This is a genomic window from Serinibacter arcticus (assembly GCF_004786095.1).
GTDB classification, from domain to species: domain Bacteria; phylum Actinomycetota; class Actinomycetes; order Actinomycetales; family Beutenbergiaceae; genus Litorihabitans; species Litorihabitans arcticus.
Genome location: NZ_RHPJ01000001.1, coordinates 308,972 through 335,340 on the forward strand (window position 1 = coordinate 308,972; position 26,369 = coordinate 335,340).

Below are 26,369 nucleotides of genomic sequence, written 5' to 3' on the forward strand. Positions count from 1 at the left end.
ACGGCAGTGGGGTCGATCGCGACGGCGTCAGTCCCGTCCGGCCTCGTACCCGCCGCGGCGGAAGGCCGGGGTGGCGAAGGCGACGACGGCGAGCGCGAGGAGCAGCGATCCCAGCATCACCGCGGCCATGGACACCGCGGTGCCGCCGAACACGCCCACCAGCGGGCTGATCGCGGCGGGCAGGAGGGCGCCGAGCGATCCGCAGACCGCGGCGGCGGCACCGGCCCGCTCGCCGTGGCGACCGAGGGCGATCGCGGTGGCGTTCGGGGGCACGAAGTTCTGGAACGACACGGCGATCGCGAGCGGGATCAGGAACCCGAACACGCCGCCGAAGCCCGCGAGCGAGATCCCCAGCAGCACGAGCACCACGAGGATCTGGGCCGGGAGCGCGACCCTGATGATCCGGATCGGCGAGTACCGGTGCACGAGCGAGGCGTTGATCTGCGCCATGCCGACCATGAGCACGCCCGCCACGGCGAAGAACAGCGAGAACTGCGCGCCGGTGAGACCGAACTGGCCCTGCAGCACGAACGGTGAGCCGGAGACGTAGGCCATCAGCGCACCGCTGATGAGCCCGGGCAGCACCGCGAACGCGAGGAACCGCCGGTCGGCCACGAGCACGCGGTAGCTGCGCAGCGCCGTCGAGACGCCGCCGACGGCGCGCCGCTCGGGCGGGTGCGACTCCGGCAGGAACTTCCACACCGCGAGCATGACGAGCAGACCGCACGCCGCCAGGACGCCGAAGACCGCGCGCCAGCCCCAGTGGTGGGCGATGAACTCGCCGGCGGTCGGCGCGAACAGGGGCGCGACGCCGATGACGAGCATGAGGCGCGAGAGGGTCGCGGCGGCGACGGGACCGTTGTAGCGGTCGCGGATGAACGCCTGGGCGCAGACGCCCAGGGCTGCGGCGCCGACGCCCTGCATCAGCCGGAGGCCGAGGAACACCGCGATCCCGGAGCCGAACAGCACCAGGAGGCAGGCGACGATGTGCAACGCGGCACCGATGATGACGGGCTTGCGGCGGCCGACGCGGTCGGACCACGGTCCGACGACGAGCTGGCCGAACGCCGCGCCGAACATCATGAACGAGATCGTCAGCTGCGCCGTCGCGGCGTTGACCTCCATCTCCTCCGCCACCTGCGGCAGGGAGGGAAGATACATGTCGACCGTGATGGCGAAGACGGCGGACATCGCCCCGAGCAGGCCGACGAGGGCCGGGCGGGGGCGGGGCGGGCGACCGGTCGCGACGCCGTCGACGGACGGGCCGGCGTTGCCGGGAACGGAGGGGGCGGCGGAGAGCGAGGGGCGGGCGGGCGCTTGGGTCATGGCTGGCTCAGTTTCGGGGCGCGAGGTGTCGTCGGGGCTCGCCGTGCCGACGCGTGGGCGCTGTCGGTGGCACCCCAGTCTGCGCCCCTCACCCGGGTCTTGTCGAATCGTTTCGAAGCGCGGGACTGCAACGTTCTTGGGCTGTTCAAGCCTCGGTCAACCAGCCGCCATCCGACGGCACGGTGCGGGTCAGATCAGGCCGATCCTCAGGTCCTGGACCTACTCCGCGGTGCCGACGGCGTAGGCCGTGACGTCGTCGCCCTCGGGCACGGAGAGCGAGAGCTGCACGGTCGCGTCCTGCGGCTTGCCGAGCATCTGGATCGAGACGGGCGTGCCGTCGCACGCCATCTCCTTGGCGGTCGAGGACGCGCCGTCGATCAGCACGGAGACGGCGGCGAGCGCCGTCGGGTCGCCCGCCAGGCACGCGGCGTCCACGTGGAAGCGCGACTGCGCCGGCAGCATCTCCGCCTGCCCCTGGGCGACCTCACCGTCCTGGATCATCACGCGCGTCACCTCGAGGTCGCGCGGTCCGGGGATCTCCACCGGCGTCGTCTCGACGGCGGTGGGGCTGGGCGCGGTCTCGGTCGAGTCCGGCGCTGGCTCGCTCGTGCACGCGGCGAGCGGCAGCAGCAGGGCGAGGACGAGCAGACGGCGGGAACGCAACGGTGCCTCCGGGGACGAGCGGACTGGTCCCCCACTTCTACCAGGTGGGGCTGGACGAGCTCGTCCAGCCTCTCTCATGTTGGTCTCATGCACCGCCACTACCGTGTCGGGGTGACAGACGGCATCGACGCTCCCACGAACCACCAGCACCCCGGAGCCGCCGCCGGCGCCGCGGACGCCGCGGACACGTCTGACCCCGCGGACACCGACCGGGGCTACCGCTCGCTGCCGCTGCGCCGGATGGCGGCCGTGACCGCCGGCATCGGGCTGCTCATCACGCTCATCGCCCTCGCGACCCTCACCCTGCTGCAGAATGCGCCGGCCCAGTACTTCGACGACATCCACACCGTCTTCTGGCACTTCGACGTCGGCCGCGAGCACAACGTGGCCACCTGGTACTCCGCCGGGTTGTGGCTCCTCCTGGCCGTCGCGTCGATCGCGATCGCGCTGGCGCGACCGCAGCGGCCGCGGTCGTGGTGGTTCATCGCCGTCGTGGCGACGCTCGCCTCCGCCGACGAGTACCTCGAGCTGCACGAGCGTCTCGACGGTCCGGCGCAGAGCCTGGCCACCGCCCTGCCGTTCGACCTCTGGTTCACGTGGGTGCTCGTCGGGCTGCCCATCGCCGTGGTGGTGGCGGCGGTGCTGCTGCGCGCCGTGCTGTCGTTGCCCGCCGCGAGCAGGCTCGGGATCGTGGTCGCCGGGACGCTCTTCGTCCTCGGCGCCGTCGGGGTGGAGACCGTTAACGGCAGCATCCTGGAGCGCAACGACGGCATCGTCACGAACGCCTACCTCTACGGGACCATGGTCGAGGAGGTGCTGGAGATGGCCGCCGTCGGCCTCGCCCTCGCCTCGGTCCTGGCGCTCGTCCAGCACCGGCGCTCGGACGGCACGCTGCGGCTCGACCCGCGGGTCGCCGCTCGCTGACGGGGTCCGGTGCGTTCGAACCGTGCCCCGGCCGCCCGGGCGTGCTTCCATGGAGACGTGGGCATCACGACGCCGGTGGCGCGAGCACGGGAACAGATCGGTCACGCCCTCTTCACCAAGGTGGCGGGCACGAACGGCTACGACGCGCGCAGTCGCATCCACGACACCCCCGGTCCCCGCTGGTTCGAGGCCGACAGCCCGATCCAGCGCGTGCACGGCGATGCCTCGATGTTCGTCGGCGGCCTGCGCGCTCTCCTCCTGCAGTCGCTCCACCCGCTCGCGATGGCGGGCGTGGCGGGTCACTCCGGCTACCGCGGCGACCCGTGGGGGCGCCTCGAGCGCACCTCCACGTTCCTCGCGGTCACGACCTTCGGCACGGCCGACGACGCCCAGGCGATGATCGATCGCATCCGCGCCGTGCACGAGCGCGTGCGCGGGAAGGCACCCGACGGCCGGCCCTACCGCGCCTCCGACCCGCACCTGCTCACCTGGGTCCACATCGCCGAGATCGACTCCTTCCTCCGTGCGCACCAGCTCCACGGGGCTCGCCCGCTGACCGACGCCGAGGCCGACACCTACGTGGCCCAGACCTCGCGCGTCGCCCGGTCGCTGGGGGCCACCGACGTCCCGACGACGACGGCGGAGCTCGCCGAGTCCCTCGCGTCCTACCGCCCGGAGCTGACGGCGAGCGAGGCCGCCGTCGACACGGCGCACTTCCTGCTGCGCGAACCGCCGCTCGCGTGGACGTCGCGGCAGCCGTACCGGTTGATCGCCGCCGGCGCCATCGGTCTCATGCCCGACTGGACGCGCGCCGAGCTGCGCCTGGGCGGCCCGCGCGGCGACCGCCTGCGTCGGGCGGGCGGCGCGCTGGCCACGGCCACCATCCGCTGGGGTCTCGCCGGCGTCGGGACCCGCGGCCGCGCCTGACGGTCGTCGCGGGCGGCGAATCACCTGGTCCACGCGCGGCGCGTCCCCGGCACCGTCTGCACGACCTCGATCGACGCCGCACGCGTGACGCGGCTCGTCCCCGCGCAGCACCTGGGAAGGCGCGCCCTCCCCCGACACCGATGACGTGGAGGCCGCCCGTCGCCGAGGTGCCCGCTGAGGACGACTGAGACCTCCACCTCACCGCGCGCGGGCGGCGCTGCCTACGGTGGGCGCATGACGACGCCCCCGCCAGCCGCCCGCCCCGCCGCCGCTCTCGCGCAGGAGGTCCGGCAGCTCACGCAGGGCCGGCCGTACACCGTGGTGGACGAGACCGACGACGCCTTCACCGTGCACATCGACGTGGTCGACGCGCAGTGGTGGACGCTGTTCCAGCGCAAGGGTCTGCGGTACGTCTTCACGCACCTGGTGAAGGTCAGCGACGACGGTCGGTCCTACTCCGTGCGCGACACCCGCAAGACCCTGGCGTGGCAGGCGGGCCTCGACGTCTCCGGCGGGATGCCGCGTCCGGTGATCCGCGGTGGCATGTCGTACGCGACGGGCACGATCCGGGAGTTCTCGTTCCGCAAGGAGTTCGCGTTCGACGACGACCTGCGGCCCGGTGTCGTCGTCGACTACACCTTCAGCTCGGGCGAGGGCAACGCCCTCATCGAGCAGGCGGCCACGCGCCTCGGACTGCGCAAGACGATGAACGGGGTGTCGAAGCTCGGGCTCGGCGTGGCGATCTTCGCGGTGGTGGGCCCGGCCCTGGGGCTGGGCATCGCCGCCCTGGCCGGCGCATTCGGCTGACGAGAGGTCCCTGATCGGACGGGGCCGAACCGTCACACAGAGTTGTCCACAATTTCGAAGAGTGGCTAGCCACGTCCCCCACCCCTCCCCTACTGTCGCAACCCCGGAGGGTGGTCATGGTCGATTCACTGGTACGTCTCGAGGCAGAGGTGCGCGAGCTCGTCCGGCGTCGCGCCCTCGACCCCACCCGGGAGGAGTCCGCATTTCGATCCCTCGTCGCCGAGGCGATCACGGACTACGAGGAGCGCGCCCTGCGCAGCCTGGTCCCGGCGCTCGACGACGTGCCGCTGGCAGCCAAGGCGATGGTCGACGCCGTCGCCGGGCTCGGGCCGCTGCAGGCCTTCCTCGACGACCCCGAGATCGAGGAGATCTGGATCAACGCCCCCGGCCGCGTGTTCGTGGCCCGGCGCGGCCTGTCCGAGCTGACGACGCTGATGCTCACCACCGACGAGGTTCGTGATCTCACCGAGCGCATGCTGCGACCCTCGGGGCGCCGACTCGACCTGAGCACGCCGTTCGTCGACGCGACCCTCGCGACGGGTGAGCGCGTCCACGTGGTCATTCCCGACGTCACCCGCACCCACCTCGCCGTGAACATCCGCAAGTACACCGCGCGCGCCCAGCACCTCGACGACCTCGTCGCGCTCGGAAGCCTTCCGAGACGCGCCGCCGACTTCCTGGACGCGGCGGTCGCCGTCGGGCTGAACGTCATCGTCAGCGGCGGCACCCAGGCCGGCAAGACGACGATGCTCGGTGCCCTGTGCGGGTCGATCCCGAGCTCGCAGCGCCTGGTGACGTGCGAGGAGGTCTTCGAGCTGCAGCCCGGGGTGCGAGACCACGTGGGGATGCAGTGCCGCCAGCCGAACCTCGAGGGCACCGGCGAGATCAACCTCCGGAGGCTCGTGAAGGAGGCTCTGCGGATGCGCCCCGACCGGCTGGTCATCGGTGAGGTGCGCGAGGCTGAGTCGCTCGACCTGCTGATCGCGCTCAACGCTGGACTGCCCGGCATGGGAACGGTCCACGCGAACAGCGCGCGCGAGGCGGTCCACAAGCTCTGCCTCCTGCCCCTCCTCGCCGGGTCGAACGTGTCCAGCACGTTCGTGGTCCCGACGGTCGCGACCGCGATCGACGTCGTCGTGCACGTCGAGCTCGACGGCTCGGGTCTGCGCAGCGTGCGGGAGATCGTCGCCGTGACCGGACGCAGCGAGAACGGCGTGGTGGAGACCTCCGACCTGTTCCACCGATCCGGCACCGACCGGCCCGGCCGCCTCACCCGGGGCAACGGCTACCCCGGGGGCGAGGAGCGGTTCGAGCGCGCGGGCTACGATCTCGCCGACCTGCTGAGCGACGACGCCGACGACGGGTGGGCCGCCTGATGGGTGCGACCGTCGGGCTCCTGCTCGGCGTCGGTCTGCTGCTGATGTGGTCGGCCACCTGGCACGACGTGCCGACCCTGGCGGCACCGAACCGCGTGCGCACGGCGTGGACCGACCTCGCTGCGCAGGCCGGCATGCATGCGGTGACGCTCCCCGCATTCGCCGGAGTCTCGGTCGGACTCGGGCTGGTCGTGGCGTTCGTCGCGCTCGGCACCGGCAGCGCGGTGAGCGTCTCGATCGCCTTCGCGGCCATCGTCGCGGTGCTGCCGCTCGGCTACGTGCGCTCCCGCGCGCGACGACGACGTGTCGAGCTGAGCCAGCTCTGGCCCGACGTCGTGGACGACCTCACCTCGGCCGTTCGCGCCGGGCTGACCCTCCCGGAGGCGATGATGGCGATGGCGCACCGCGGTCCGGAGGATCTGCGCGCCGACATGGCCGTCTTCGCCTCCGAGTACCGAGCCTCGGGTCGCTTCCTCGATGCCCTGGCCGTGTGGCAGGAGCGGCTGGCCGACCCTGTCGCCGACCGGCTGGCGGTGACGCTCCGGGTGGCGACCGAGGTGGGCGGCACCGACCTGGGCCGCATGCTCCGCACCCTGTCGGAGTTCCTGCGGACCGACCAGCGCACGCGGGGCGAGCTCGAGGCTCGCCAGTCGTGGACGGTCAACGGTGCCAGGCTCGCCGTCGCCGCGCCCTGGCTCGTGCTGGCCATGATGAGCGGGCGGGGCTCGTCAGCGAGCGCGTTCGACACGCCCGCGGGTGTCGGGCTGCTCGCGGGTGGGGCGGTGGTCTCGGCGCTCGCGTACGCGATCATGCTCCGGATCGGGCGGCTGCCCGAGGACCCTCGCGTGCTGCGGAGCACGCGGTGAACCCCGTCGGCGCACTCGTCGGTGCCGGTCTGGCGGCCGGGATCCTGCTCGTGGTCAGCGCCTGGCGCGCCTCGCGTCCGACCCTGGTCGACCGGGTGGCGCCCTACGTCGGTTCACGTCCGGCGACGTCGTCCCTGCTCGCCACGGTGGATGTCGCCCGCACGGGGTCGAGGTCCGGCGCGAGCCTCGCCCGTGCCCTGGTCACCCCGGTCGTCACCGACCTGTCCCGCGTGCTCGAGCACCTCGGCAGCTCGTCGGCCAGCATCCGCGCCCGACTCGCGCTGCTCCCGGGGCGCGGCGGTGTCGAGGGCTTCAGGGTCGAGCAGGTGCTGTGGGCCGCCGCCGGTCTCCTGCTCGGGCTGCTCCTCGCCGTGCCCCTGGCCGCCGCGCGCGGACTGCAGCCGCTCCCCGTGGCCGCGCTGGTGCTGCTGGGCGGGGTCGGTGGCGCGCTGCTGCGCGACTGGTTCCTCACGCGACAGGTCCGCTCCCGCGAGCGCCGCATCGTGGCCGAGTTCCCCACCGTCGCGGAGCTGCTGGCGCTGGCCGTCGGTGCGGGTGAGTCCCCCGTCGCCGCGCTGGACCGCGTGGCGCGCACGGTGCACGGCGCGATGGCGTTCGAGCTGCAGCGCACGCTGGCCGACGTGCGCGCGGGCGCCACGGTGGCGCAGGCCCTGACCGCCCTCGGGCGGCGCAGCAACCTCGCGGTCGTCTCGCGGTTCGCCGACGGCGTCGCGATCGCCATCGAGCGCGGCAGCCCCCTGGCCGACGTGCTCAGGGCGCAGGCGGCCGACGCGCGCGACGCCGCCAAGCGCGAGCTGATGGAGTCTGGCGGCCGACGCGAGATCGCGATGCTGACCCCGGTCGTCTTCCTGCTGCTGCCGCTGACCGTCGCGTTCGCCCTGTTCCCCGGCATCTCGGTCCTCGATCTGGGGACGCCCTGATGTCCCCGACGCCGCGGCCGACCCGCACACACGCTCCTCCCGATCCATCCCATCGCTCCACCACCGTCGGCCTGAGCGCCGCCACCCGAGAGGAACCCCGATGTGGCACTTCCCCGAGAAGTTGACCGCCGCGTCCACCGGCCTGCTCCTGACGGTGCTGACCGCGTCGAGCGCGCTGGCCCGTCGAGCACGGCAGCGGATCGCCGACGGCGAGCGCGGCGACGTCCCCGGCTGGGTGATGGTGACGCTGATGACGGCGGGCCTCGTCGCCATCGTCTGGGTGCTCGCCGACGACTGGCTGCGCCAGCTCTTCCAGCAGGCCGTCGACCGCGTCAGCGGCCCCTGAGGCCTGCGCGACCGAGGCCGCTCCTGCACGGTGATCCCGAGCGGGGCTCCGCCGTCGCCGAGACCGTGCTGGTCGGCGCGCTCGTGGTGGTCCTCGTGCTCGGCGTGGTCCAGCTCGCCTACGCGCTCTGGGTGCGGACGGTCCTGATCGACGCCGCCGCGGAGGGGGCGCGCTACGCCGCCCTCCTCGACGGCGACCTCGCCTCCGGAGAGGAGCGGGCCCGGCTCGTCGCTGCGTCCGGGGTCAGCGACGCCTACGTCGATGCGTCCAACGCCTCGATCGACCGCGAGGCCGGGTACGACGTCGTGGTCGTGGAGCTGACCGCCCCGATCCCGGTGCTCGGACCGATCGGACCGACCGGCACGATGACGGTGTCCGGCCGGGCGGTGGTGGAGCAGTGAGAACGGTCCGCACGTGGAAGCGTGTGCGTGTGGGACGGGCCGCGACGCTGCTCAGGCACGGCCCGCGGGGGTGTGCCGCGGCGGGCGACGGCGAGCGCGGCAGCGCGGTCGTCGAGTTCCTCGGCGGCACGGTCGTCCTGGTGGTGCCGCTGGTCTACCTCGTGCTCACGCTGGCCCAGCTGCAGGGAGCGGCGTTCGCCGCGCAGGGGGCGGCTCGCGACACCGGGCGCCTCGTCGCCACCTCCTCCGACCCCGGGACCGCGATCGAGCTCGCCGCCGTCGGGGTCGAGCTCGCCTTCGCCGACCACGGCATCGAGGTCGACGGCGCGGACGTCCTCACGGTCACGTGCTCGCCGTCGTGCGACGCACCGGGGGCCACCGCATCGGTGACGATCAGCGCCAGGGTCCCGCTGCCGTTCTGGCCCGGCGGCTCCGTGACCGTGCCGATCGAGGCCGACGCCGTCACGGTCGTCGACAGCTATCGGGAGCGGTCGTGAGGCGGGGGCGCGAGGGGCCGGACGCCGAGAGCGGCCGCATCCTCGTCCTCACCCTCGGGGCACTCGCCGTCGCCGTGGCGCTCGTGCTCGTCGTGGCCACCGCCAGCGCCGTCTACCTCGACCGCAAGGCCCTGCTCTCGCTCGCCGACTCCACCGCCGCCTACGCCGCCAGCCAGGTGGACGAGGAGACCTACTTCGCCGGCGGCGAGCTCGCCGTCACCGACCAGTCCGTCCGCACCAGCGCCCGCGACTTCCTCCTGGCGGCACCCGCGTCCCTCACCGACGCCCCCGACCTGCAGATCGTCGACCCCACCGGGACCCCCGACGGCGGCACCACCGCCCAGGTCACGCTCACCGCCACCTCGCGACCCGCGTTCCTGCCGTGGGTGCTGGCCCCGTGGAGCGACGGCATCGCGATGACCGTGACCTCGTCGGCCCGGGCGTCCTGAGATCGGAGGGGTCCCCCACCGGAGCGGTCCGAGTCCAGCCCTAGGCCGTCGCCGGCGCCGGCCAGTACAGCGACACCCGCAGCCGCCGCTGCCGCGCCTCCGAGCCCGGCTCTGCCCTGCCTGCCATCGCCTCGACCAGCGCCGCCATCGCCTCGCGGCCGACCTCCTCGCCGTCGACGTCGATCGCCGGCACGTCACCGGTCCCGATCGCGTCGGCCACGAGCCGCTCGGCGCTGACGAGCACCTCCCCCGGCGAGGCCACGCCACGCGCGCGGAGCGCGAACACCAGGCCGAGGCCGACCGACGTCGCGTACGGGATCGCCGCCGTCGCACCGCTCGCGAGCACGTCGTCCACGGCGCCGGTGCCGGCGGCGAACGTCGCGGGGAAGGGACCGAGGCGGTGCAGCTCGGCGCGCCCCTCGGTCGCCGCCGCGATGGCCGCGGCCCGCTGACCGTCCTGCCAGGAGCCGTCCGGGCCGCCGAGGTAGACGACCGACCGGTGCCCGGCGGTGACGAGGTGGTCGGCGAGCGCGCCGAACGCCGTCGCGGTGTCCGCCACGATCGACTCCATCCCGGCGATCTCCCGGTCCACCAGCACCGTGGGCACCAGGTCACCGACCGTGCGCACGAGCGCGTCGGGTCCGCGGGGCGCCACCAGCACGAGACCGTCCACCTGCGTCGCGAGCCGCGTCAGGCCAGCGAGCTCCGCCTCGGCCGCTATCGGGTGCACGGCCACGGTGAGCTGCAGGTCCGCGGCCTCGGCACGCGCCTGCGCCCCCGCGATGATCGGCGTGAAGAACGTGTTCTCGAGCGTGGGGACCACGAGCGCCACGATGCCCGTGCGCCCCCGGGCCAGATGGCTCGCGGCGCGGTTGCGGACGAAACCCAGCTCCTCGGCCGCGGCGCGCACCCGCGTGGCGGTCGCCGGGGCGACCAGCTCCGCCCGGCTCAGCGCGCGCGACGCCGTCGCCTTCGACACCCCTGCTCGTCTCGCCACATCGGCCAGCGTCGTCACCAGCTCGTCTCCCCCACCGTCACCCGAACACCTGCCCCCACCCTAGGGCGCAGCACAACCGGTTGCAGGTCAGTCGCCGCAGGGTTTTACGCCCTGTTCACACGACGGGTACCCCTGTGACACCCCAGCCGCTACCGTTGATGCAACCGCTTGCACAACCGGTTCCACCTCACACCCGACTCGGACGGAGGCCGCCGTGATCTCACGACGCACCGGACTGCTGGTCCTGCCAGGGCTCGCCCTACTCCTCGCCGGCTTCCTCGTGCCGTCGGCGGCGATGCTGCTGGCTCCCCCCGGCGTCAGCCCGGCGGACATCCTCGCGCGCCTCGGCCAGATGCTCACCGACCCCTACGACCTCGCGATCATCTGGCGGACCGTCCGGCTCGGCCTGATCGTCACCCTGATCTGCCTCGTGCTCGGCTTCCCGATCGCCTACCTGCTCGCGCGCTCGACGTCACGGTGGTCCGGCGTGCTGCTGGCCCTGGCGATCTTCCCGCTGCTGCTGAGCAACGTGGTGCGGACCTTCGGCTGGCTCGTGGTCCTGGGATCCAACGGTGCGATCGGTCAGCTGCTGCTCGCCCTCGGGCTCGTGGACCAGGCGCCGCAGCTCCTGTACACCGAGCTCGCGATCGTGCTCGGCCTGACCCAGCTGTTCCTGCCGCTGGCGATCATCTCCTGCTACTCCGCCGTCGCCCAGGTGGATCCCGGGCTGGACGACGCCGCACGCGGCCTCGGCGCGTCCCGCACCCGCACGTTCTGGGGCATCGTCGCGCCGCTCTCGGCGCCGGGCATCGTCGTGGCCGCGACCCTGGTCTTCGCCGGCAGCGCCACGGCCTACACGACGCCGTACCTCCTGGGCGGCTCCAGCCAACGCATGCTGTCCACGCAGCTGTTCTCCTACTCCAGCGTCAGCATCGACTGGGCCGCCGCGAGCGCCACGGCGCTGATCATGACCGTCCTGGTCTTCGTGGTCTCGGGGCTGTCCTCGCTCGCCGCACGACGGGGGCGGACCTCATGAGCACGAGGCGGCCCGTGGCCGCGACGCTCGCCGTCGCCGGCTACGTCATCATGATCGTTCCGATCCTGTTCGTGGTGGCGACCTCCTTCACGGGCGGCAGCACGCTGCGGTTCCCGCCCGAGGGACTGTCGCTGCGCTGGTTCGACGCGGCCGTGCACCACACGCCGTTCATCACCGCGATGGTCTCCAGCCTCCAGCTGGCCGCGCTCGCCACGGTGCTGGCGCTGCTCCTGGGCATCCCCGCGACGCTCGCCATCCACCGCGGGCGCCTGCCGGGCAAGGGCCTGGTCGAGGGACTGTTCCTCTCGCCGCTGATCGTGCCCGAGCTCGTCGTGGGCCTCGCGCTGTTCCAGCAGCTGATGATCGGTCTGCGCCTGGACAACTTCACGGTGCTCCTCATCGGCCACACCGTGCTGATGCTGCCCTACGCCGTGCGCGTCACCGGCGCCTCGCTCGCCCTGGCCGACCCGTTCGTGGAGGAGGCCGCCCGCGGCCTCGGCGCCTCGCCGCTGCGCGCGTTCTTCACCGTGACGCTGCCGCTCCTGCGCCCGGGAATCTTCTCGGCCGCGCTCCTGAGCTTCGTGACCTCGTTCAACAACGTCCCGCTGTCGCTGCTCCTGCAGAGCCGCGACTTCCGGACCCTGCCCGTCACGATGCTCGACTACGTCCAGCAGAGCTACGACCCCATGGTCGCCGCCACCAGCACCATCATCCTCGCGGGCACCGTGCTCGTCGCCGTCGTCGCCGAGCGCACGGTCGGCTTCGCCCGCATCTTCGGAGGGATCAACCGATGACCGTCGCAGCCGAGTTCCAGCAGGTGACCCAGCGCTTCGGCGACTTCACCGCCGTCGACGCGATCGACCTGACCATCCCCGCCGGTCAGCTGACCACGCTGCTCGGCCCGAGCGGCTGCGGCAAGACGACGTCGCTGCGCATGCTCGCGGGCTACAGCACCCCGACGTCGGGCCGCATCCTCATCGACGGCGTCGACAGCACCCGCACCCCGCCCGAGCGCCGCGGCCTCGGCATGGTCTTCCAGTCCTACGCGCTCTTCCCCCACCTCACGGTGGCCGAGAACGTCGGGTACGGGCTCAAGCTGCGGAAGATGCCCGCCGCCGAGCGCAAGCGCGTGGTCGCGGAGACCCTCGACCTCGTCGGGCTCGGGCACCTGGCCGCCAGCCGCCCCAGGAAGCTCTCGGGCGGCCAGCAGCAGCGTGTCGCCCTGGCGCGGGCCATCGCCATCCGCCCGAAGCTGCTGCTGCTGGACGAGCCGCTGTCCAACCTCGACGCCCGCCTGCGCGTCCACATGCGCGCCGAGCTGCGCCGCATCCAGGCGGAGACCGGCCTGACCGTCGTGCTGGTCACGCACGACCAGGACGAGGCCCTGGAGCTGTCCGACCAGATGGTCGTCATGCGCGAGGGTCGCATCCTGCAGCAGGGCGCCCCGGTCGACGTCTTCCCCGCCCCCGCCAACCGCCTGGTCGCCGAGTTCCTCGGCTACGAGAACTTCGTCACGAGCGCCGACGGCACGCTGCGCACCGTGCGGCCCGAGCACCTCAACGTCGTCTCCGAGCCGACGACGGCGGGGCTCACGCTCGAGGGCGTCGTCGTCGACGTCGCCTTCCGCGGTGTGGACCGCCTCGTCACGGTCGACGCCGACGACGGCCTCGGGCGGACCGTGCGCCTGACGGCCGACGTTCGCGACGGCGCCGTCACCGCCCGCCCGGGCGACCGGATCCTGCTGAGCGCCGACCAGGCGCACGTCGTCACGCTCGCCGGCTGACCACCCGCGTCCCTCCGCCCTCCTCCCGCACCTTCTCCCTCGCCCGCACCACTCCTTCGCCCGCCCCGCCACCGCCCGAAAGAGGACCCGCCATGACCCGCTCCACCGCCCGCCCCGCCCAGCGCCGCCTCGCCACGGCCGCCGCCGTCCTCGCCGCGACCGCCCTCGTGGCCGCCTGCTCCGGCGGCGACGCCGACGAGTCCGCGAGCACCGGCGAGGACGGCGAGCCCGGCGGCTCGATCGTCGTCAGCACCTTCCCGTTCGGCGTCGAGCAGTTCCAGGAGGCGGTCATCGACCCCTTCACCGAGGCCACCGGCATCACGGTCGAGGTCGAGACCGGCTCCAACGCCGACCGCCTGTCCCAGCTCGAGCTCGCGGGCGACCGCTCCGGCGTCGACGTCATGCTCATCTCCGACTCCTTCGCCGCCGCCGGCCAGGAGAAGGACCTGTTCCAGTCCTTCGGCGCCGCCGAGGTCCCGAACCTCGAGGAGATCGCCGACTTCGCCGTCGAGGAGGGCTTCGACGGGCCCGCGTACAGCTACCAGCTCAACGGGATCCTCTACAACACCGACGAGGTGACGGCGGAGGAGGCGGCCGACTGGTCGCTCTTCGAGGACGCGAACCTCTCCGGCCGCCTCGCCTTCCCCGACTTCTCCGTGACCGCGGGCCAGCTCGCCGTCTCCGGCGTGGCCGAGTCCTACGGCGACGGTCCCTACGACATCGACACGGCCTACGAGGTCATCGGCGGCTGGGCCCCCGGGATCCTGCAGTTCTACTCCTCCTCCACCGAGGTCACGAACCTGCTGACGCAGGGCGAGATCGTCGCGGCCGACTCCCTCAGCGGATTCGCGACGACGCTGGTCGCCTCGGGCGAGCCCGTCGCCTGGACCGCCCCGGCCGAGGGCCGGTACATGGCCACCAACCGCGCCATGATCCCCGCCGGCGCCCCGAACGCCCCGGCCGCGCAGGCCTTCATCGACTACCTGCTGAGCGTCGAGGCGCAGACGGCGTCGGCCGAGATCGTCGGTGACCTGCCGGTGAACCTGGCGGCCGAGATCCCGTCGGAGATCACCGACGTCGTCGGCGACATCGCGACCGACCCGATCGCCGCCGGCTACGCCACGCTCGACCCCGCCGAGACGACGCCGAACCGCGCCGCGTGGCTCGAGCGCTTCGCGCGCGAGGTCTCCTCGCGCTGACGCCGGCGCCTCCGCGCGGCACCCCCGTCCCCCCACGCACGAACGGCGACATGACAACCCAGATTCAGTCCACCGAGATCGAGTCCACCGAGATGCTCCACCCCGACGACCTGCGGCGGCTGCCGAAGGCCGACCTGCACTGCCACCTCATCGGCACCGTGCGAGCCTCCACGTTCGCCGAGCTGGCGCGACGCCAGCGGCTGGCGCTGCCCGACGATCCGGAGCGGATCTTCGCCGACATCAACTCCCTGCCCCCGGACCCCTCCCTCTACGAGGGCACCCGGATCCCGGTGCCGCAGGGACGTTCGGCGGGCGAGCCGGCGATCTCCTACTCGCTGTTCCAGGTCTCGGCCTGGGTGGTGGAGGTGCTGCGCGACGCCGACGACCTCACCCGGATCGTCTACGAGGCGTTCGAGGACGCGCACCGCACGAGCGGGACCCGTCACCTCGAGCTGTTCTTCGACGCGCTCCCGCCCCACCTGGAGGGCCTCGGCTACCGCGGCGCCGTCGAGGCGTACGCGGAGGGCATCCGTCTGGCCGAGCGGGACTTCGGCATGACCGGCCTGATGATCCAGGGCATCGACCGCAGCCGGAGCGGCGAGGAGGCGCTGGCGGTGGTGCGGCGCGTGGTGGACAACCCGCACGCCGTCGTCGCCGGCATCGGCCTGGACAACCTCGAGACCGCCGGACCGCCGGAGCGCTTCGCGGACGCCTACCGGCTCGCCGGTGAGGCCGGGCTCGGCCGGACGGCGCACGCCTCCGAGCACGCGCCCACGGCCGTCAACACGATCACGTGCCTGGACCTGCTGGGCTGCGACCGCATCGACCACGGGTACTACGTGCTCGAGGACGACGCCGTCGTGGAGCGTCTGCGCGAGCAGCAGGTGGCGTTCACGGTCGCCTCGACGACGTCGCGCCGGTCCTGGCGGCCGTGGCGGCGCGCCTCGATCGAGGCGATGCTGCAGGCGGGCCTGAACGTCGTCCCGTGCTCCGACGACCCCGGCATGTTCCCGACCTCGCTCGCGAGCGAGTACCGGATCATGTCCGAGCAGATCGGCGCGACGCGGTCGCAGCTGGCGGACATGGCCGTGGCGAGCATCGAGGCCTCATGGCTGCCTGCGGAGAGGAAGGCCGCCGCGCACGAGGCGTTCCGGGCGGACGTCGAGGCGTTCCGTGCGGGGCGCGACGCCGCGGTGATCCCGCTCCCGACGGATGCTCCCTGACGCCTCCACCTCCGCGCCCCACCCTGCCGCCGCTCTCGCCGCAGAGGTCCGCCGCCTCGTCTCCACTGTCGTCAACCTGATGGCCGAGGACACCTGGCCGGCTACTGGTAGCTGATGAAGTGGGGCATGGGCTCGACCCGCATCGTCTGCTCGGGGGTGAGCATGGGCAGGTCCTCGTCGTAGAAGTTCTTCCAGCCCCACCACTCGATGTCCGGGGCGTTGGCGTGGAGCGTCGCCCACGTTCCCTGCTTCGCGGGCTGCCCGCCCTGCCCGTCCGCGTGGACGAGGACGGCGAGCTCGGAGCGGGACAGGTCCACCTCGGAGACCTCCTGGATCATCCGGACCTGGAACTGGTGGAGGACGAGCATCTTCTGCGGCAGGTTGCGCTCGCGGGTGAAGTCCGCGAGCCAGTCGACCACCTCGTTGACCTCCTCCGAGGTCGCCGACCCGATCTTGACCATGTGAACCTCGTCCGGGCCGAGGTTCCACTCGGGGTCGAGTGCGAGCCCGACGTGCGGGAGCGCGAGGAGGTCCGCGTAGATCGCGGCCTGGTCCACGAAGGACGCCCGGCCCGGCTGGAGGTCGAGCACGACGTACTGCCCGGCCTCACCCGCCGCCTCGACGAGCGGCCGGAGGTCCTCGACCGCGAGCTCGTTGGAGTAGTTGCCGTCCGGACCTGCCTGCCCGGCCGCGACCGTCGCGATGATCTCCATCGCGGGGACGACCGTGTCCTGCGTGAGCTCCGCGTACGGCGCGGCGTGCTCCGCGGCCCGCTGGACCGTGGCCGGCACGTCCTGCTCGCCCAGCACGCCGAGCGCCGTCGTGCTCGGCGTGCCGTACAGCGCCACGTAGCGCTTGCCCGGGAACACGAGCTGCCCACCGCCGGGAAGCTCGACGCCGGTGGCGGCCGTCGCCGTGCGCCAGGCGACGGCCTCGGCGTCGCCGAAGGCGTCCCCGAGCGCGACGACGTGCTCGGCCTCGAGGGCCGCGATCGCCTGGACCGTCTCGGAGGTCGCGCGAGGGTCCCCGCCGGGAACGACCTCGACCTGCGCACCGGCCGAGCGCGCGGTCGCGACCGCGGCGACCTGCGCTGCCTCGCCGGACGTCAGGACGGCCACGCCGGCGAGCGCCTCGGCCGGCTCGGTCGGCGGCAGCGTGCCCGTCTCGCTGTCCGGGCTCGCACTCTCGCTCCCGGCCCCCGTCGTGCCACCGGTCGAAGTCTCCGCCTCAGCGGCGTCGGCCGCGGTGTCCTCGCCGCCGGTCGTCGCGGGCTCGGCGGCCGCGCCGGGGGTGAGCGGGGTGAAGGCCCCCGGCTCGAGCGCCGCGACGTGGGTGATCTCGGTCCCGGTATCGGCCGACGTCACCCCGCCGGCGTTCATCCCGAGCATCTCGGCCAGCGCGTCGTCGCTCTGCGGGGCGCGGACGAGCACCGGCCCGCCCGACGCCGATCCGGCGGCGTCGTCCTCGTCCTCGTCCTCACCGGCGCCGCTCGCGCCGTCGTCTGGTGCCACCCCGGCGCCCCCAGCGGGCAGCTCGGCCGCCCCGACGGCGAGCACCCACTCGGCCCCGAGGCGTCCGATCTCCGCAGCGAGGCCTGCGTCGTCGCCCGTGAGCAGGAGGGGCGCACCGAGCGCGACGGCGGCCGAGGCGCCACGGAGCTGCCCGGCAAGGTCCTCCTCCCCCGCGAGGACGACGACGGGCGCCGAGGCGAAGAGGCTCTGGCTCGTGCTGGTCGCCACCGCCGCCGGGGACGTCCCCCCCAGCACCGTCGAGGCCTCGGCAGGCTCGTGCACCTCGCCCTGGCGAACCTCGGGCTCGGTGGCCGTTTCGGACTGGGTGGCAGTTTCGGGCTCGGTCGCCGCCTCCTCGGCGTCCGGACCGTCGCTGGGCGTGCACGCCGCCAGCGCGAGAACGGGCACCAGGGCAAGAGCGAGAAGGCGTGGCGAACGAGCTGACATGTCAGGCTCCAGGGATCGGTACGCCGACCTCGGCGCAGCCGGGCCGGTGGTCAGGGCGCCGTCCACCTTACGCGGATGAGCTGACGCCGAAGGAGCTGTGCCGGACGAGAATCTCGGCCTCGGCGCCGGGGTTCCCAGGCGTCAAGGCCGAACCGGTGACCGGCGTCAGACAAGCACGAGGCCCCCCACCGCGAGTGCCACCGCCCCGACCAGCCCCGCGTCGCGCCACCCCAGCGCCACCGGCCGCCACACCGTCCGCGGCGCCGAGCCGAGCCCGCGCGACTCCAGCGCGAACGCGTTCCGCTCGGCCGACCGGATCGAGGTCACCAGCAGCGTGAACGCGCACCGCCCCAGCGCGAGCGCGCGGTCGCGTCGGGTGCCGGCGCCCCTGCCGACACCGCCTCGGCCGCCACCGTCCGGCGGACGCTGCCCCAGGGACCACCGCCCCGGGGGCCACCGCTCGAAGCGACGACGAGGCTCCGGCCGTGAGCGCGACCACGACCGTGACTTAGACCGTCAGGGCCCCCGTGGTCGGCCACGATCCCCGGACGGGCGCGGCCGGCCCCGTGGTCGGCGTCGAGTCGAGCGCTGCCGACGTCGCCCGGACCTGCCTCGCGGCGGCGGCAGCCGCCCCGGTGCCAGGAGAAGTCCTCCCGCGTACCCGCGGTCAGGTCGAGGCGGTAGCCCACGAGCCACGGCACGCCGTCGATCGCCGTGCCCATAGCGTTAGATCATAATTCGATTTCGTTCATCGCCGCACGCCATGAAGCAACGAATTCGGCCCCTCTTAGGCGCGCCTGCTTTCGCGTGGATCCTAACTCTCTAAAAGAGCGCTCCGCCGACTTCCTAAATAATTTCTCCCAATGCGGGTAAAAACCCTCGGCGCCGACTTCCATGAGAATCCGGGGCCGTCCCTCCGCCTGCGAGAAGGTCACCCCTCCCGCCCCGTCTACGAGATACATACTCTTCGCGGTCAATATTCCGTCGACCGCACCACCGTATTCAGGAAGCGCGAACTGTAGAACAAATTTGGTCACCACTGGGCGCTCAAATGTCAAAATCAGGTGAACATAGGCAGAACCCAGCGCCGGGGATGCCCATTGGCTGGCGCAGTCGCCGGTGCCCGCAAACTCATGAAGACGTATCACTTCGCGGACCTCCGGATGCCCGCTAGCGTCAACGATGACCACGGGTATGAGTCTTCCACCCGCAGTATCATGATCCGCGATCGCAGCCGAGCCCGAGACGTGAACGATCTGTACATCCGAAGATCGGTACATGCTCATCGGCGTCCCTCCGGGGCAGCATAAACAATTTCGACCGGTACACTGAGTTCACTTCCGTACGTATCTTGGAAGTGAACAACGAAATCCCTTAAGCTGCGGCCAGTTAGCAGCGCACCCGGCGCCGTGAAACTGATCGAGACCTCCAGACTTGCACCGGCCGCCAATGCGAAAGGCACGCTCGGGCCGTCGATCCCAGGGTCGCTGGCAAGCCGCATCGAAATTACTGAGTTATCCACTTTGTACCGCGCTTCGAGTTCAGCGCTTGCGATAGAATTGCCCACGTCAGAAGGATTCTTGAAGAGCATCCTAAAAATGTACCGCTTACCCCCCTCGAGATCTTCGCTGCGGCTTTCGAGGTAGCTTAAGTCGACCCTAGGCTGCCGCCGCTTTTCTTGACGTCTTGCAGCCCTGAAGGAGCGCACATTGAACACCTGACCCACCACTGCCGCGATCGCAGTGCTGACCGACAACAAGAGCGCAATAGAACTAATCTTGACGGAGGGCTCGGCCAAGGCGAACCACTGGATCAAATCCATTCGGACTCCTCCTTGGAGCATCGGGGCCTACAGCGTTCGTTAGACGACTGATCCTTCACCTGGCATCGCGCCTGCGCACATCCTGCCATACGAGCTCGAGGCACCCTCGCAGGCGGCAAGCGGGCATCTTCGCACCTACTCCAGAGCTCACCGTCCCGCTCAAACCGAATACAATCGCTCCAAAAAACACTGATCCTAGCGGGCGACATCGACACGCCACGTAGTGGATCGGTAAATTCAGGCCATTGCGACCCAGAGCACCAAACTCGCGCCGAGGTCGACCAAAGCGAGGTCGGTTCTTCGCGGGCGCGACGCCCTGCCCACCGCGAGCAAGGGACACGACCGCCAGGTTGAACGCGGCGGGATCGCACAGGGGGCATGCTACTCCTATGACTACCGAGGCATGGCAAAACTGGCGAGCTTTCGACTCTCACGAACCCGAACTCGAGAATGTGCTCGATGAGGCTTACTCGGATCAACGCTTTGTCGGCGGCCCCACCCAAGTCGGTCCTACCGCGCTGCATGCAGTGCTTCGCAACGGGGGCACGATGGGACCAGCTGTGATGATGCTGACTGGTATCCACGCAAATCTCACACCCGAGCTCATAGTCGATAGTGGACTCGCACGAGCCGACTCAAGCGCATACCACGGCGGCAGCCTAAGTGATGAGATCGCCGCACTTGTCTCGCTCGAACTGGGAGTTCGTCTGCGGGTCGCGGGTACGCGGCAACTGTCAGGAACCCACGAGCACAAGCCTTCCTCGCCCCTACATCTCGAAGTTTCCCCACTGGTTCGCCCTGGGCGAAATGACCGCGAAGTCCTGCCCCGGGTAATTCAGCGCAACCCGAACCTAGATCAACTGGAACTCCTTGGCAGTTTTCCATCGCTTGAGGGCGCAGCAGCTATCGCACTCGTCAGGGCGGCTCGCGAGTACACCTCAGGCATTTGGTGGGCCAACGAGGATTCGGACCAAGGCTGGTTGCACCTCATCTCCGCCGTTGAGGTTGCCGCCGCGCAACGTCAGAAGGACTCCGCAGAAGCGACAGATCTCCTGCAAACGCACTGGCCCGAGGCATGGGCGGCACTCACCCCAGCAGACTCATCCGTTCGCGCGGCAATGGCGGAAGTGCTGGCGCCTCAGATGCGAGCGTCTCGACGATTTGTCGACTTCATCGAGGATCTTGCACCTGATCCCCCCGAGCCTCGACCTCCGTGGGACGAGCTTGATTGGTCAGACATGCGCCGTCACGCCCGGACGATTTACACACACCGCTCGAATGCGCTCCATGCAGGAAAACCATTTCCATTGCCCATGAGGAAGGCACCGCGCGAAGACTCCACGGGGGCGCTTCAAGAGGCGCCCTGGGGTCTTTCATCTGGCGGCGCAGGAGCAATTTGGATGAAGAAGGAGACGCCCATGCTCCTTTCGACGTTCGAGTACATCGTCCGTGGCGCTCTCTTGAGCTGGTGGGGGGAGCTTGCTGAGACCAGCACATTGCGATGAGTCTCAAGGTGGCGGTCCAACAGACTTGAACAGGATCGGATGTGCCCTATCGGCGCGCTCCCACATCGCGGCGTGCGTTTAAGCCGACTGCGCCGAGCGATTCGTGCTCGGCGCCCCAACCTCGCCTGCCGACGCTCCGCGCCTGCGGGTCCGCGACCGGGCCTGCACCCCCGTCTGTGGCACCACCGCTCAGGTCACGCTCGCCGCCATCTCCGCCTAGGCATTCTCCCGTGGGAACTCCTACCCTGGCGGGACGGCGTCGCGATGACCGTCGCCTACCGCCCGTCCGGCGTAGGGGACCCGGCGTGCGACCTAGCGATGGGGTGGGCGTCCGTCTGCGTGCAGGGCGCGTGGTGTTCCGTGATGCAAACCGGGCCGGGCTCGCAGTTGGGCGCTGGTAGCGCTGACGGGCGCGCTTTCACAAATCGACTCAGAGCAAAGCAGTCGTAGGACCGAAACTAGCCTGGCCCTAACTAGCCCTAACTAGCCCTAACTTGATCGAATGGCGTGAGCCCGAACCTGTCTCTCAACTCAGAAAGTCCACGCATTGGGGGGGCTGACTCTTAGCTTGTTGCTTGCCGTCAGGGGACCGTCACGGCGACCCCGACCACCACGATCACCCCTACCGCGACCAGCCCCGCGTCGCGCCACCCCAGCGCCACCGGCCGCCACACGGTCCGCGGCCCCGAGCCGAGTCCGCGCGACTCCAGCGCGAACGCGATCCGTTCGGCCGACCGGACGGAGGTCACCAGGAGCGTGAACGCGCACCGCCCCAGCGCGCGCACCCCTAGGCGCGGACTCCCCCGCCGTCGTCCCCGCTCCCGCAGCGGCGCCCGCACCGCGTGCGCCCGGGTGATCGTGCGCCACTGCTGCGGCAGCACCCCGAGCAGCCGGTAGCCCGCCAGCAGCGCGTAGGCGTAACGCGGGCTGACGCGCGCGTGCTGCACCAGGCTGACCATGAGCCGGCGCGGCTCCACCGTCGCCACGAAGGCCACCGCCCCGACCCCGATCACCAGGGTGCGCAGCGCGAGCGCCGCGCCGATCGTCAGGCCCTCGGCCGTCACGCGCACGGGCAGGTCGGGCCAGACCACCTCACCCGGCCGCGCCAGCGCGTTCACGGTCAGCAGCCCGACGCCGAACGCGACGAACGGCAGCTGCGCCCGCAGGAACCGCCACGGCCCGAGCCGGGTGGCGGCGAGCACGCCGAGCGCCAGCACGGCGTACAGGACCGCGAGCCCCACCGGGTCGATGAGGAACAGCGTCAGGACGGACAGCGCCGTGAGCAGCGCGAGCACCACGGTCGGGTTGCGCGCGGCGAGCCACGACGTGGTCGGGCCACGGCGCGCGGGCGCCGGACCGGGCGGGGCCGCCGCGACGGGCCCGGCCGACGTCGCCGTCACGCCGCGACCGCCACGTCGCTCGCGAGCGACTCGAGCACGGCGAGCGTGCCGCGCACCGGGAGGTCGTGCTCGGCGAGGAACGCCACGAGCGGCGGCACCGACATGCCCGCCGCGCGCAGCGCCGCGGGGTCGCGCACGAGCTGCTCGGGCGTCAGGTCCGCCGCCACCCCGCCGTCGGCGAGCACCACCACGCGGTCGGCCCAGGCCGCCACCGCCCGCAGGTCGTGGCTCGTCAGGGCGACGGTGAGTCCGCCGTCGGCCGCGGCCCGCAGCGCGCGCATCGCGGTCGTCGTGGCCGTGCGGTCCAGCCCGTAGCCCGGCTCGTCGGCCAGCAGCGCCGGCCGGTCGTGCGCGAGCATCGCGGCCAGGCTGAGTCGGCGCTTCTGCCCGCCCGAGAGCGCGTACGGGCTGCGGTCGGCCCAGTCGAGCAGGTCGAACCGCGTCAGCAGGTCGGTCACCCGCGCCTCGCCCGCCGCCAGACCGAATCCCACCTCCTCGCGCACGGTGGCGGCGACGAGCTGGTGCTCGGGGTCCTGGAACACGAGCCCGGGGCGTGGCCCGTCGAGCCGGCCGGCCACCGGTGGCTCGAGCCCGGCGAGCGCCGCGAGCAGCGTCGACTTCCCGGCACCGTTCGCGCCCACGACCGCCACCAGCTCGCCCGCGCGCAGGTCGAGGTCGACGCCGGCCAGCACGGTCCGCCCGCCGGCCGCCACCGCGAGTCCCCGGGCCCGCAGCACGACCTCGCCCACCGTCCGAGCGACCCGGTCCGGCTCCGCCTCCCGCCCGAGCGCGCGCAGCGCCCCGCGGACGGCGTCGGAGGCCAGCCCGCCCGGCAGCCCGAGGAGCGCCTCGAGCTCGGCGTCCAGCGGCAGCCAGCAGCCCTGCCGCAGCAGCTCGCGACCGTGCGTCGCGAGCACGGCCGCCGTCGGACCGTCGGCCAGCACCCGCCCGGACCGCGCGAGCGCGATCGTCCGCGCCGGCAGCCCGGCGCTGCCGGCCTCACCCGCCCACTCGTCGAGCCGGTGCTCCACCAGCACGACGGCGACGCGCGGCCCCACCCGCGCGACGGCGTCGCGCACCGACGCCACCCCGGGGGCGTCGAGCATCGAGGTCGGCTCGTCGAGCAGGAGCAGCGGCGGGTCGGTCACGGTGGCCGCCGCGAGCGCGACGCGCTGCAGCTCACCGCCCGAGAGCTCTCCGCTCGCACGCTCGCGCAGGTGCGCCGCGCCCGCCGCGGCCAGCGCGCCGTCGACCGCGGGCCCGATCCGCTCGGGCGGCACCGCGCGATTCTCGAGCGGCAGCGCCACCTCGTCCGCCACGAGCGGGAGGCACACGCCGCTGACCGGGTCCTGCGCGACGGTGCCGACGTGCTCCGACACCGCCGCCACGCCCGCCGTGACCGGATCGGTCCCGGCCACGAGCACCGAGCCCGTGACCCTCGCTCTGACGTGCTGCGGCACGGCGCCGGCCAGCGTGCGCAGGAGCGTGGTCTTACCGCACCCGGAGGGTCCGAGCACGAGCACGTGCTCGCCCGGCGCCACGTTCGCCGTCAGCGGCCCGACGCCGTCCCCGCCCGGCAGCACCACCTCCAGCTCCTCGGCGACCAGCACGGGTGCACCAGGCGCGCCGGGCGCGCCGGGCGCAGCAGGGTCGAGGCCGACGTCACCGCTCACGTCGCACCAGCTCGGGGGTGGCCGCTCCGCCGTCGTCGTGCGCCGCGCCGATCGCGAAGTTGGCGAGCACACCGGTGCGCAGGAGCCCGTCCACGATCACCTTGGCCAGCAGACCGCCGAGGATCACGCCCGAGGCGGCCTGCACCCCGAACCGCACCAGCACCAGGTCCTGACCGAACCAGCCGAACCGCAGCGCCGACCAGAAGAACACCAGCCCGGCACCGAGCAGGCCCGACAGCGCGTAGCGGCCCCAGCCGAAACGCCGGTAGCGCCCGAGCGCGAACGGGATCTCGCTGCCGACGCCCTGGATCAGCGCCGCGACCAGCAGGAGCGGGCCGACCGGGCTGCCGAGGAAGACGACCTCGACGATCGAGGCCAGCACCTCGGCCAGCACGCCGACGCCGGGGCGCCGCACGATCGCGATCGCGATGGGCGCCACCAGCAGCCACGAGCCGGCCAGAAAGTGCTGGGCGAGGTCGCCCGCGGGCCCCATCGCGATCGACAGGGCGGTCCACGCCTGCACGAACACCCAGTACAGGAAGCCGAACACCGTTCCGAGCACGACGACCAGCACGATCTCCTTGAGCGCGAGGCGCGGCCGGGAGCCCGCGCGCGCGACGGCGCTCATCGGGTCACCGCGGCGTGGCTCGGGCTGTTGAGGGAGAGCGTCAGGTGGGAGGTCACGTGCTGGACGCGGCGCCCCACCAGGACCCAGCCGGCGACGGCGGTGGCCAGCACGTCCCCGACGTCGCCCTCCAGCCTGGTCACGAAGTGCTCGGACCCGCGGAACGTGCCGAGCTCGCGGGCGTGGTCGATCGCGGCGTAGATGTCGCGCATGTGGTCGGGCTCGACGCCGCTGGTCCCCTGGTCGGCCAGCGGGTACAGCGCCCACTCGGCCGCGGCCCAGCGCCCCGTGGTGCGCGGGGACGGAACGTCGCCCGCGCGTGGCCCGGCGCCTCCCGGCAGGTCGCACGCCACCTCGCCGGGACAGCCGCGCGAGAGGTGGACGGTCAGCGTGACGTGGTGCTCGGTCGCCGCGAGCGCCTGCGCCAGGTCGGTGAGGTGGCGCAGCAGGTCGGCCTCCGCGCCGCCGACGTAGGTGGAGACGTCGCCGGTGTCGACCACGAGCCCGGTGGTGTCGAGGTCGGCCAGGGCGCGCGTGAGGATCGCGGCGTAGTCGTCGGCCATGACGGCGGCGGTCACCCGGACACCGACGCCGAACGTGAGCGGGTCGGTCGTGGGGTCGGTGGTGCGGGTTGATCGAGGGGTGGTGCTGGTGAGCATCATGCGGCAGCCTCTCGGCTCGCGGCACGGGCGCGGACGGCGGTCGTCACGCGTAGCTTCCTGCGCCGGCATGATCCGGATCAGGTTCGACGGTCGGAGTTGAAGAACTCCCTCTCAGCCCAGCTCACTGGACTCCCGTGCTCGATCCAGACCCTACGCGCCTAGGGTGGTTCGAGCGCGCGGAAACCACCGGGCGGAGAACCGAGGAAGTCGGGGGGCGTCGTGGCGGGACCCATCGCCGAGGTGCGCAAGTTCCTCACGGCCACCCTGTTCGCTCCCGTCCCGGACGAGGTCCGACGGCCGGCGCCGACCCCGAGCGCGCTCCGCCGCCGTCGGATCGTCGTGACCGTCACGCTGCTGATCGGCGCCGTCACCATGGGTCTCGCGCTGCGGATCGAACCGGGTGACCCGGCCTTCTACGGCGCCACGCTGGGTCTCGCGCTCGTCTGGGTGGTCGGTGCCGTGGTGTCCGGCCCGCTCCACCTGGGTCGCTCCGTGACCCGGTCCGGCGGCCGCGACGGCCGATCGGTGGTGCAGTCGCTGGCCCTGGCCGCTCTGCTGCTGGCGATCTTCCTGCTCGGGGCCCTCGTGGTGGCGCAGGTGGACTGGCTGCGCGAGAACGTGCAGCAGCTGCTCGACCACGTGCGCTTCGGCGTGCTGCCCCTCGTGCTCGCGATCACGGTGGTGAACGGCATCGCGGAGGAGGTCTTCTTCCGCGGCGCGCTGTTCTCCGCGATCCGGTCGCACCACGCCGTCCTGCTCACGACGGCCCTGTACACGCTGTCCACCGTGGGTACCGGTGTGCCCCTGCTCGTCTTCGCCGCCGCCGTGCTCGGCCTCGTCACCGGCCTCCAGCGCCAGGTCACCGGCGGCGTGCTCGGGCCGGTCATCACCCACATCGTCTGGTCCAGCGGGATGCTCCTGCTCCTGCCGCTGGTCCTGCCGCGCTGATCGGATCGATAGCCT

The 26,369-nt window shown here is 72.2% G+C and carries 28 protein-coding genes and 1 riboswitch; of the genes, 17 read left to right on the plus strand and 11 right to left on the minus strand.

From position 1 onward, the window contains the following. Nucleotides 1-27: 27 nt before the first annotated feature. Together SERN_RS01460 and SERN_RS01465 are read right to left on the minus strand one after the other, a co-directional pair. A complete protein-coding gene (locus SERN_RS01460; protein WP_135848356.1) occupies nt 28-1,326 on the minus strand; it encodes a multidrug effflux MFS transporter in 1,299 nt (432 codons plus the stop codon). A gap of 219 nt (nt 1,327-1,545) precedes the next feature. Then, complete coding sequence (locus SERN_RS01465; protein WP_135848357.1) at nt 1,546-1,989, minus strand: hypothetical protein; 444 nt, start codon at nt 1,987-1,989, stop codon at nt 1,546-1,548. A 111-nt stretch (nt 1,990-2,100) separates the two neighbouring features. Here SERN_RS01465 and SERN_RS01470 point away from each other — a divergent pair, with 111 nt between their 5' ends. From SERN_RS01470 to SERN_RS01515, 10 genes are all read left to right on the plus strand, one after another. After that, nucleotides 2,101-2,913: a hypothetical protein gene (locus tag SERN_RS01470; protein ID WP_135848358.1), complete on the plus strand. Its 813-nt coding sequence runs from the start codon at nt 2,101-2,103 to the stop codon at nt 2,911-2,913. 57 nt (nt 2,914-2,970) lie between these two features. Next, nucleotides 2,971-3,840, plus strand: a complete 870-nt coding sequence (locus tag SERN_RS01475) for an oxygenase MpaB family protein (protein ID WP_233251385.1) — start codon at nt 2,971-2,973, stop codon at nt 3,838-3,840. 234 nt (nt 3,841-4,074) lie between these two features. Further along, a complete protein-coding gene (locus tag SERN_RS01480) occupies nt 4,075-4,647 on the plus strand; it encodes a hypothetical protein (protein WP_135848359.1) in 573 nt (190 codons plus the stop codon). A 116-nt stretch (nt 4,648-4,763) separates the two neighbouring features. Further along, the gene (locus SERN_RS01485) at nt 4,764-6,023 is read left to right on the plus strand and encodes a CpaF family protein (protein ID WP_135848360.1); all 1,260 of its coding nucleotides are present in this window, start codon (nt 4,764-4,766) and stop codon (nt 6,021-6,023) included. After that, nucleotides 6,023-6,889 (plus strand): type II secretion system F family protein, encoded by an 867-nt coding sequence (locus SERN_RS01490; RefSeq protein WP_135848361.1) that lies wholly within the window; start codon nt 6,023-6,025, stop codon nt 6,887-6,889. Before SERN_RS01485 ends, SERN_RS01490 begins: the two co-directional genes overlap by 1 nt. Further along, nucleotides 6,886-7,830 (plus strand): type II secretion system F family protein, encoded by a 945-nt coding sequence (locus SERN_RS01495; RefSeq protein WP_135848362.1) that lies wholly within the window; start codon nt 6,886-6,888, stop codon nt 7,828-7,830. Before SERN_RS01490 ends, SERN_RS01495 begins: the two co-directional genes overlap by 4 nt. Nucleotides 7,831-7,930: 100 nt before the next feature. Beyond that, nucleotides 7,931-8,176 (plus strand): hypothetical protein, encoded by a 246-nt coding sequence (locus SERN_RS01500; protein WP_233251386.1) that lies wholly within the window; start codon nt 7,931-7,933, stop codon nt 8,174-8,176. A gap of 65 nt (nt 8,177-8,241) precedes the next feature. Then, nucleotides 8,242-8,577, plus strand: coding sequence for a TadE/TadG family type IV pilus assembly protein (locus SERN_RS01505; protein ID WP_233251387.1), 336 nt, complete (start codon nt 8,242-8,244; stop codon nt 8,575-8,577). 29 nt (nt 8,578-8,606) lie between these two features. After that, a complete protein-coding gene (locus tag SERN_RS01510; RefSeq protein ID WP_233251388.1) occupies nt 8,607-9,074 on the plus strand; it encodes a pilus assembly protein in 468 nt (155 codons plus the stop codon). Further along, nucleotides 9,071-9,523: a glycosyltransferase gene (locus tag SERN_RS01515; RefSeq protein WP_135848363.1), complete on the plus strand. Its 453-nt coding sequence runs from the start codon at nt 9,071-9,073 to the stop codon at nt 9,521-9,523. The genes SERN_RS01510 and SERN_RS01515 overlap by 4 nt, the downstream gene beginning before the upstream one ends. A gap of 40 nt (nt 9,524-9,563) precedes the next feature. On the opposite strand, the gene SERN_RS01520 is transcribed toward SERN_RS01515, so the two are convergent. Continuing rightward, nucleotides 9,564-10,538, minus strand: coding sequence for a LacI family DNA-binding transcriptional regulator (locus tag SERN_RS01520; protein ID WP_135848364.1), 975 nt, complete (start codon nt 10,536-10,538; stop codon nt 9,564-9,566). 196 nt (nt 10,539-10,734) lie between these two features. On the opposite strand from SERN_RS01520, the gene SERN_RS01525 reads away from it, so the two are divergent. The 5 genes from SERN_RS01525 (at nt 10,735) to SERN_RS01545 (ending at nt 15,761) form a co-directional block, all read left to right on the plus strand. Further along, entirely contained in the window at nt 10,735-11,556 is an 822-nt protein-coding gene (locus tag SERN_RS01525) for an ABC transporter permease (protein ID WP_135848365.1), read from the plus strand. Continuing rightward, nucleotides 11,553-12,350 carry an ABC transporter permease gene (locus SERN_RS01530; RefSeq protein WP_135848366.1) on the plus strand — a complete coding sequence of 266 codons (798 nt, stop codon included), beginning with the start codon at nt 11,553-11,555 and terminating at the stop codon, nt 12,348-12,350. The genes SERN_RS01525 and SERN_RS01530 overlap by 4 nt, the downstream gene beginning before the upstream one ends. Next, the gene (locus tag SERN_RS01535; RefSeq protein WP_135848367.1) at nt 12,347-13,339 is read left to right on the plus strand and encodes an ABC transporter ATP-binding protein; all 993 of its coding nucleotides are present in this window, start codon (nt 12,347-12,349) and stop codon (nt 13,337-13,339) included. The genes SERN_RS01530 and SERN_RS01535 overlap by 4 nt, the downstream gene beginning before the upstream one ends. A gap of 92 nt (nt 13,340-13,431) precedes the next feature. After that, nucleotides 13,432-14,538 (plus strand): extracellular solute-binding protein, encoded by a 1,107-nt coding sequence (locus SERN_RS01540; protein WP_135848368.1) that lies wholly within the window; start codon nt 13,432-13,434, stop codon nt 14,536-14,538. Nucleotides 14,539-14,588: 50 nt separating this feature from the next. Then, nucleotides 14,589-15,761: an adenosine deaminase family protein gene (locus tag SERN_RS01545; RefSeq protein WP_233251390.1), complete on the plus strand. Its 1,173-nt coding sequence runs from the start codon at nt 14,589-14,591 to the stop codon at nt 15,759-15,761. A 101-nt stretch (nt 15,762-15,862) separates the two neighbouring features. Here SERN_RS01545 and SERN_RS01550 read toward each other — a convergent pair whose 3' ends face one another. From SERN_RS01550 to SERN_RS01565, 4 genes are all read right to left on the minus strand, one after another. After that, a complete protein-coding gene (locus SERN_RS01550) occupies nt 15,863-17,680 on the minus strand; it encodes a hypothetical protein (RefSeq protein WP_135848369.1) in 1,818 nt (605 codons plus the stop codon). 204 nt (nt 17,681-17,884) lie between these two features. After that, nucleotides 17,885-18,046: a hypothetical protein gene (locus SERN_RS15645; protein WP_233251391.1), complete on the minus strand. Its 162-nt coding sequence runs from the start codon at nt 18,044-18,046 to the stop codon at nt 17,885-17,887. Between the two features lie 404 nt (nt 18,047-18,450). Then, on the minus strand, nt 18,451-18,909 hold the full coding sequence (locus SERN_RS01560; protein ID WP_135848370.1) for a hypothetical protein: 459 nt from the start codon (nt 18,907-18,909) through the stop codon (nt 18,451-18,453). 92 nt (nt 18,910-19,001) lie between these two features. Further along, on the minus strand, nt 19,002-19,541 hold the full coding sequence (locus SERN_RS01565) for a hypothetical protein (protein WP_135848371.1): 540 nt from the start codon (nt 19,539-19,541) through the stop codon (nt 19,002-19,004). Between the two features lie 389 nt (nt 19,542-19,930). Between SERN_RS01565 and SERN_RS01570 the strand changes: the two genes are divergently transcribed. Beyond that, the gene (locus SERN_RS01570) at nt 19,931-21,046 is read left to right on the plus strand and encodes a hypothetical protein (RefSeq protein ID WP_135848372.1); all 1,116 of its coding nucleotides are present in this window, start codon (nt 19,931-19,933) and stop codon (nt 21,044-21,046) included. Between the two features lie 581 nt (nt 21,047-21,627). Here SERN_RS01570 and SERN_RS01575 read toward each other — a convergent pair. Genes SERN_RS01575 through SERN_RS01590 form a run of 4 tightly spaced genes read right to left on the minus strand, consistent with a single transcriptional unit; the run spans nt 21,628 to nt 25,406 of the window. Next, entirely contained in the window at nt 21,628-22,446 is an 819-nt protein-coding gene (locus SERN_RS01575; protein WP_135848373.1) for an energy-coupling factor transporter transmembrane component T family protein, read from the minus strand. Then, nucleotides 22,443-24,119 (minus strand): ABC transporter ATP-binding protein, encoded by a 1,677-nt coding sequence (locus tag SERN_RS01580; RefSeq protein WP_158292535.1) that lies wholly within the window; start codon nt 24,117-24,119, stop codon nt 22,443-22,445. The genes SERN_RS01575 and SERN_RS01580 overlap by 4 nt, the downstream gene beginning before the upstream one ends. Beyond that, nucleotides 24,109-24,747 (minus strand): ECF transporter S component, encoded by a 639-nt coding sequence (locus SERN_RS01585; protein WP_135848375.1) that lies wholly within the window; start codon nt 24,745-24,747, stop codon nt 24,109-24,111. Before SERN_RS01585 ends, SERN_RS01580 begins: the two co-directional genes overlap by 11 nt. Continuing rightward, the gene (locus SERN_RS01590) at nt 24,744-25,406 is read right to left on the minus strand and encodes a YkoF family thiamine/hydroxymethylpyrimidine-binding protein (protein ID WP_135848376.1); all 663 of its coding nucleotides are present in this window, start codon (nt 25,404-25,406) and stop codon (nt 24,744-24,746) included. Before SERN_RS01590 ends, SERN_RS01585 begins: the two co-directional genes overlap by 4 nt. Nucleotides 25,407-25,443: 37 nt before the next feature. After that, nucleotides 25,444-25,552, minus strand: a riboswitch (TPP riboswitch). A 73-nt stretch (nt 25,553-25,625) separates the two neighbouring features. On the opposite strand from SERN_RS01590, the gene SERN_RS01595 reads away from it, so the two are divergent. Continuing rightward, nucleotides 25,626-26,354, plus strand: a complete 729-nt coding sequence (locus SERN_RS01595) for a CPBP family intramembrane glutamic endopeptidase (RefSeq protein ID WP_135848377.1) — start codon at nt 25,626-25,628, stop codon at nt 26,352-26,354. The last annotated feature ends 15 nt before the right edge of the window (nt 26,355-26,369 follow it).

Coding starts and splice junctions, on each gene's coding strand:
- SERN_RS01480 (WP_135848359.1), top strand. CDS start 4,075: ATGACGACGCCCCCGCCAGCCGCCCGCCCCGCCGCCGCTCTCGCGCAG.
- SERN_RS01485 (WP_135848360.1), top strand. CDS start 4,764: ATGGTCGATTCACTGGTACGTCTCGAGGCAGAGGTGCGCGAGCTCGTC.
- SERN_RS01460 (WP_135848356.1), bottom strand. CDS start 1,326: ATGACCCAAGCGCCCGCCCGCCCCTCGCTCTCCGCCGCCCCCTCCGTT.
- SERN_RS01590 (WP_135848376.1), bottom strand. CDS start 25,406: ATGATGCTCACCAGCACCACCCCTCGATCAACCCGCACCACCGACCCC.
- SERN_RS01545 (WP_233251390.1), top strand. CDS start 14,589: ATGACAACCCAGATTCAGTCCACCGAGATCGAGTCCACCGAGATGCTC.
- SERN_RS01535 (WP_135848367.1), top strand. CDS start 12,347: ATGACCGTCGCAGCCGAGTTCCAGCAGGTGACCCAGCGCTTCGGCGAC.
- SERN_RS01540 (WP_135848368.1), top strand. CDS start 13,432: ATGACCCGCTCCACCGCCCGCCCCGCCCAGCGCCGCCTCGCCACGGCC.
- SERN_RS01490 (WP_135848361.1), top strand. CDS start 6,023: ATGGGTGCGACCGTCGGGCTCCTGCTCGGCGTCGGTCTGCTGCTGATG.
- SERN_RS01530 (WP_135848366.1), top strand. CDS start 11,553: ATGAGCACGAGGCGGCCCGTGGCCGCGACGCTCGCCGTCGCCGGCTAC.
- SERN_RS01585 (WP_135848375.1), bottom strand. CDS start 24,747: ATGAGCGCCGTCGCGCGCGCGGGCTCCCGGCCGCGCCTCGCGCTCAAG.
- SERN_RS01570 (WP_135848372.1), top strand. CDS start 19,931: ATGACTACCGAGGCATGGCAAAACTGGCGAGCTTTCGACTCTCACGAA.
- SERN_RS01500 (WP_233251386.1), top strand. CDS start 7,931: ATGTGGCACTTCCCCGAGAAGTTGACCGCCGCGTCCACCGGCCTGCTC.
- SERN_RS01565 (WP_135848371.1), bottom strand. CDS start 19,541: ATGGATTTGATCCAGTGGTTCGCCTTGGCCGAGCCCTCCGTCAAGATT.